6 protein-coding genes and 1 rRNA gene are annotated in these 5,852 nt (G+C 37.4%); all 7 read left to right on the top strand.

What is annotated here, in order from left to right; all coding sequences use genetic code 11:
• Positions 1-5 precede the first annotated feature (5 nt).
• The 7 genes from rrf (at position 6) to NGR58_RS09760 (ending at position 5,710) form a co-directional block, all read left to right on the top strand.
• Positions 6-122, top strand: a 5S ribosomal RNA gene (gene rrf, locus NGR58_RS09790).
• A gap of 90 nt (positions 123-212) precedes the next feature.
• The gene (locus tag NGR58_RS09785) at positions 213-1,268 is read left to right on the top strand and encodes a DEAD/DEAH box helicase (protein ID WP_258089318.1); all 1,056 of its coding nucleotides are present in this window, start codon (positions 213-215) and stop codon (positions 1,266-1,268) included.
• Positions 1,261-1,518 (top strand): helicase-related protein, encoded by a 258-nt coding sequence (locus tag NGR58_RS09780; protein WP_258089317.1) that lies wholly within the window; start codon positions 1,261-1,263, stop codon positions 1,516-1,518. The genes NGR58_RS09785 and NGR58_RS09780 overlap by 8 nt, the downstream gene beginning before the upstream one ends.
• On the top strand, positions 1,508-2,185 hold the full coding sequence (locus NGR58_RS09775) for a ComF family protein (RefSeq protein ID WP_258089316.1): 678 nt from the start codon (positions 1,508-1,510) through the stop codon (positions 2,183-2,185). Before NGR58_RS09780 ends, NGR58_RS09775 begins: the two co-directional genes overlap by 11 nt.
• A gap of 153 nt (positions 2,186-2,338) precedes the next feature.
• A complete protein-coding gene (hpf, locus tag NGR58_RS09770; protein ID WP_258089315.1) occupies positions 2,339-2,917 on the top strand; it encodes a ribosome hibernation-promoting factor, HPF/YfiA family in 579 nt (192 codons plus the stop codon).
• A gap of 163 nt (positions 2,918-3,080) precedes the next feature.
• Positions 3,081-3,527 carry a hypothetical protein gene (locus tag NGR58_RS09765; protein ID WP_258089314.1) on the top strand — a complete coding sequence of 149 codons (447 nt, stop codon included), beginning with the start codon at positions 3,081-3,083 and terminating at the stop codon, positions 3,525-3,527.
• Between the two features lie 17 nt (positions 3,528-3,544).
• Positions 3,545-5,710, top strand: a complete 2,166-nt coding sequence (locus tag NGR58_RS09760; protein WP_258089313.1) for a Tex family protein — start codon at positions 3,545-3,547, stop codon at positions 5,708-5,710.
• Positions 5,711-5,852 lie beyond the last annotated feature (142 nt).

The following is a 5,852-nucleotide window of genomic DNA, read 5'->3' as shown; positions in this document are numbered from 1 at the left end:
AAACGTGTCGTGATGATGGCACTGAGGTCACACCTGTTCCCATACCGAACACAGTAGTTAAGCTCAGTAGCGCCAAAAGTAGTTGGAGGATCGCCTCCTGCGAGGATAGGACGTCGCGATGCAATTGAAAGCAGTTCACAGTAAAATGTGAGCTGCTTTTTTTGTACAAAATATAATTTTCTTCGTCTTTAATAAATGGTTAGGAGAAAATTATGTTAGACAATCAGGATGAATCTATTTTATATGGTCGCTTAGTGGTATATCGTGCAGAAGACTGTCATCGGCTAACTAAAAAAGTTAGCATTATACCGGCAATTGATAATGGCTACTGCGGACGTTGCCAAGGTAAAATTTTAGCGCATTGGCAATTACCTGGTGATGACAAGTACTGCTGGCAGTGTGCTAACATGGGAAGAATTACCACGAAACATTGCTTGGTAACGATTGAGGAACCGAATGATTTTGAAACAATAGTTAATCCATGTATTTGGCAGGGGAAATTGACTTATTTACAACAGCAGGTGTCTGATGAACAAATTAAAGCTTTAAAAGAAGGAAAGTCCCACTTAACTTATGCAGTTACAAGCGCAGGAAAGACGGAAATGTTATTTCCGATGTTAACATTAGCAATCAAACAAAAGAAGCGCATTGCAATTGTTTCACCTCGAATTGATGTTATTCTTGAATTGAAAATAAGGATTAAAACAGCCTTTAATGTACCATTTATTGTGTTATTCGGTGGTACTGAAGATAAATACCAGTACACGCAGTTAATACTAGCAACAACTCATCAATTAATGAAGTTTAAGCAGGCATTTGATGTGATTGTATTGGACGAAGCAGATGCTTTTCCATATGAAAATACTCAAATGCTCGTTACATCTGTTTATCAAGCGTTAAAGAAAGACGGTATTATATTTTTTTTAACAGCAACTCTAAATACAACTTTGAAAAAAATGATTAGGCGTCAGGAAGTATTACTGTCGACATTACCACTTCGCTTTCATGGTCAACCGCTACCTAATCTTAGTGTCCAAAGAGTTGCTAAATGGCGTAAAAGGTTACCTATAAGAGTGTTCAGACAAATGGTACATTTAAAAAAGAAGAGAATAAAATTTTTGGTTTTTGTTCCTCAAGTAAAAGACGTAGAAAATGTGATCAATCAAATACAAAACGAAAAATACGGACTAAAAATTTCGGGCACTTATGCAGCTGATACTACTAGGTTAGAAAAAGTACAAGCAATGCGGGACGGACGGGGTGATTGATGGCCTTGTGACAACAACAATACTAGAACGTGGTGTGACTTTTTTAGGAATCGATGTGTTGATCTTAGGTGGTGATGAACCCGTTTTCTCAACAGCAACATTGATTCAGATTGCTGGCAGGTGTGGCCGTAGTGCAGACCGACCTAATGGATTAGTCAGGGTTTATGTTCAGGAAAAAACAAAACAAGTAGTAGATGCAATTGCAGAAATACACTACTTAAACAATTTAGGAAAACATTATGAAATGTGAATTATGTCAGTTAAATGTAAATAATTCATGGCAGTTGCGAGATTTTTGTGATTTTTCAATATACAAGCCAACCTTTATTTGTAAAATGTGTTATGATAATTTTCAACAAATTGATCCCGAGAAGGCGTGCTTAGAATGTCAGATTACAACAGGGCAAAAATATTGTATTGACTGTCAGCGTTGGTTTCGGCTAGGTTATCCTAAAATACATAACCAATCATTATTTAAGTATGATGAACAAATGAAACGATATTTTAAGGCCTACAAATTTGAAGGCGGTTACCATCTTCGGAATGTTTTTAAGCAGGTTATGCAACAAAGGTTAATTAAAGCCCAAGCGGATATGATAGTTCCAATCCCAATAACTAATGATACATTTACGAAACGTCAATTTAACCAGGTAATCGGTTGGCTAGATGGTATGGCATTTGAAGAGTTATTAATTTGTCGAGAGGTAAAAAAAGATAAACAGTCGCAAAAGACAAGGAATGAACGATTACGAACAAAGCAACCTTTCGTTTTACGGCAACCAGATGTTAACTTAGTAAATCAGAGAATTTGCTTAGTAGACGATATTTATACAACAGGGCGTACGTTAAGACACGCTGCACATTGCTTAATGGCAGCTGGAGCCTTGGAAGTTACATCATTAACTCTTGCTAGATAATGATACTCCTTGAATGTTAACGCTTTCTTTTTTTGTTATCAATATGTTACAATATACTTACCGATAGGATACAGAAATGAATCTTTAACGGCATGTAAGATAAAAATTTTGGGGATATTATCTTATAAATTTAGTCAGACAGGAGACAGGATTATGCTAGAATTTAAGGTACGTGGTGAGAACATTGAAATCACTGACGCAATGTCAGAATACATTGAAAAGCGTATTTCTCGACTTGAGCGTTATTTAAATACTGAAGCTAGTTATATCGCTCGCGTTAATGTACGATCATACAAGGAAGGTACGTTTAAGACAGAGGTAACGATTCAATTACCATACTTGTTGCTTCGTGCAGAAGATACGCAAACGGATATGTACCAGACAGTTGATTTTGTTTCTGATAAGTTAGAACGTCAAATCCGAAAGTACAAGACTAAAGTTAATCGTAAGTCTCGTGAAAAGGGTTATAAGGGATTAGCAAATACTGATTTCATGGCAGTAGATCCAACTACTGTTGCTGATGCACGAGAAGCTGAACCCGAGGATGATGGTATAGAAATTGTTCGTAAAAAGCATGTTGATTTAAAGCCAATGGATGCGGAAGAAGCTGTATTACAAATGGAGCTTCTAGGACACGAATTCTTTATTTTCCAAGATGCTGAAACTGATTTACCAGCGGTTGTTTATAAGCGACGTGATGGGAAGTATGCTTTGCTTGATACAGTAAACTAAAATAAAATGTTCAGATAGGTAAAATCTTTGGGATATTATCTACTGCCATAAGACAATTTAAAATTTTAAAGACTAGGAGTATTTCCTGGTCTTTTTATCTTTAAGTATTAAAAATGATTTATAATGACATAAACGCTAATGAAATGTATTAAGGAGAAAAAAGATGCCTAAGAAAAAATATATGACAACGCAACAATATGGGATGCTATTAAGTGAATTAATTGAAACAATCCAAGAGGCTGGCGATCGTGTGGCACCTTTTTTTGAAAAATTAGATGATGTGTTAAAAAATGATCAGTTGGCGCAATTACCAAATGAGGAATTTGTTGAAGTGGCAACTGAGTTTGAGAATGTGGTTGAAATTTATCAAGATGTATCTAAAAAATTAAATCGTGTGACTGCACCAGTTCGATTTATTGGTGCTCATCAAATGGTCAAGCAAACATTTATGGATTATACAACTGCTACTAAAGTAATGGCTGATTCTTTAGATGTTACGTCGCAACAAGTAAATCTAGCTGATTTTAGACAATCAGAAACGGACCAAGATATGTATATGGATAAATTCTTAGCACAAATTCGCCGTATCTTTGCAACGGTCACTGCATAATGACAAGGGTAGCAGAAATGAATGATGTTTTGGAAATCGATGTCGCAAAAAATGTCAGCTCGCAGTTAAATTTGCCGACACATAAAGTAAAAGCAGTGGCGAATTTATTAGACGGGGGGAATACCGTGCCGTTTATTGCGCGTTACCGTAAAGAAGCAACGGGCAATTTGGACGAGGTACAAATTCGGGATATTCAATCGACTTCTAAACAATTAATTGAGTTACAGGCGCGAAAGCAAACGGTTTATAACGCAATTGTTGAGCAGAATATGATGACAAAAGGGATTCAGCAAGCAATCGTTGTGGCTGATACGCTTCAAAAAGTAGAGGATATCTATCTACCGTATAAGAAAAAACGTAAAACCAAAGCTACAGTTGCTAAGGAAGCCGGGTTAATGACTTTTGCACAATTCATTCAAACTTTTCCAAGTGGCAGTTTGCAAGATGAAGCAGCCAAGTATGTTAATCCAGATAAAGGTCTTGTAGATGTCGCAGCTGTTTTTGCGGGTGCTCATGAAATTTTTGCGGAAGTAATTGGTGAAAACGCTGGTTTGCGTGATTGGGTACGTCAGTATACCTTGAATAAAGGCCATTTTGTTGCCAAACTGAAACGCGGTGCTGACAAAAAAGATGAGCAAGGTGTTTTTGAGCTTTATTACGATTTTGATGTACCTGTAAAAAAGGTCTTGAATCATCAAATACTAGCCATTAACCGTGGTGAAAGTGAGGGAATATTATCTGGTAATATCATTGCTGATGAAGATGCTATCACTCGTTATTTGAAGTTTCGACTAGTTGGCAGTAAAAAAGGTCCAGCTACTGATATATTAGTACAGGCTGCACAAGCTGCCTATAAACGATTTATTGGCCCAGCCATTGCCCGTGAAATTCGGAAAACTTTATTTGGTAGGGCTAGTGGAGATGCGATTAAGGTATTTGGAACTAATCTATATCATCTGTTAATGGCTGCACCGCTTCGTGGTCAGATTGTTTTAGGATTTGATCCAGGAATTAGAACGGGTTCTAAATTGGCGGTCGTGGATAAAGCAGGCCAATTTTTAGAAAAAGCAGTGATCTATCCACATAAGGCACAGAAATATGATCCTAAAGGTGCTCGTGAAACAATCATTAAGTTAGTTAAAAAGTATCAGGTAACGTTAGTGGCGATTGGAAATGGTACAGCTTCTCGTGAATCACAGCAATTTATTGCCGATATTATTCAAAATGAGCTACCGGCTTTAAGATATGTGGTCGTTAACGAGGCTGGGGCATCGGTATACTCGGCTAGTGATGTCGCACGAGCTGAATTTCCAGATTTACCAGTTGAACAGCGGTCAGCTATTTCAATTGCGCGCAGATTACAAGATCCAATGGCTGAGTTAATTAAAATTGATCCACAAGCTGTTGGTGTGGGGCAATACCAACATGATTTACCAACAAAGGAACTTTCCCTGGAACTAGATCATGTGCTAGAAACAGCCGTTAATCAGGTTGGCGTTAATTTAAATACTGCTTCACCACAATTATTGACACATATTGCTGGTCTAACGACAACGATTGCAAATAATATCGTTGCGTATCGAAATGAAAATGGGCAGTTTCAAACCCGTTCGGAGTTAAAAAAGGTCGCTAAGCTAGGACCAAAGGCATTTGAGCAAGCTGCCGGATTTTTACGAATTCCTTCGGGAAATAATCCTTTAGATAATACCGATATTCATCCGGAATCTTACCATGTAGCAGAGAAAGTATTGCATACAGCTGCTGTGAAAGACTTGGGAGAAAGTGCAAGTAGTGCTTTACATGAATTTGATACACCGTCATTTGCACAACAATTGTCGATAGGATATCCAACACTACATGATATAATTTCTTCATTGGTTGAACCTGGCCGTGATTTACGAGACAATGCACCAACGGCGACATTAAGGTCTGATGTACTAACTTTAGATGACTTAGAAGTGGGGATGCAGCTTCAAGGGACAGTACGTAATGTTGTTGATTTTGGTGCTTTTATAGATATTGGTGTTCATGAAGATGGATTGGTGCACATTTCTAAATTATCCAAGCAACGTGTAAATAATCCACATAGTCTCGTTGCTGTCGGTGATATTGTGACTGTCTGGGTAGTTGAAATTGATAAAAAACGACAACGAATTGGCTTAACAATGATTTCGCCAGAATAACAATTTAATATTTGGCTGAACTGAACCCCGTAAGTTGGAGTAATTTCCAAAACTTACGGGGTTTTACTATGTTTTCAAAAGAAGTACAAATTGAAGCTGTCACAATGTATCTACAAGGTATTCCGCCTTATAAAATACGGAA

The sequence above is a fragment of the Weissella fangxianensis genome, assembly GCF_024718545.1.
GTDB lineage: Bacteria > Bacillota > Bacilli > Lactobacillales > Lactobacillaceae > Weissella > Weissella fangxianensis.
The sequence above is the reverse complement of the archived record's forward strand: the minus strand, read 5'-3'. Positions and strand labels throughout refer to the sequence as shown.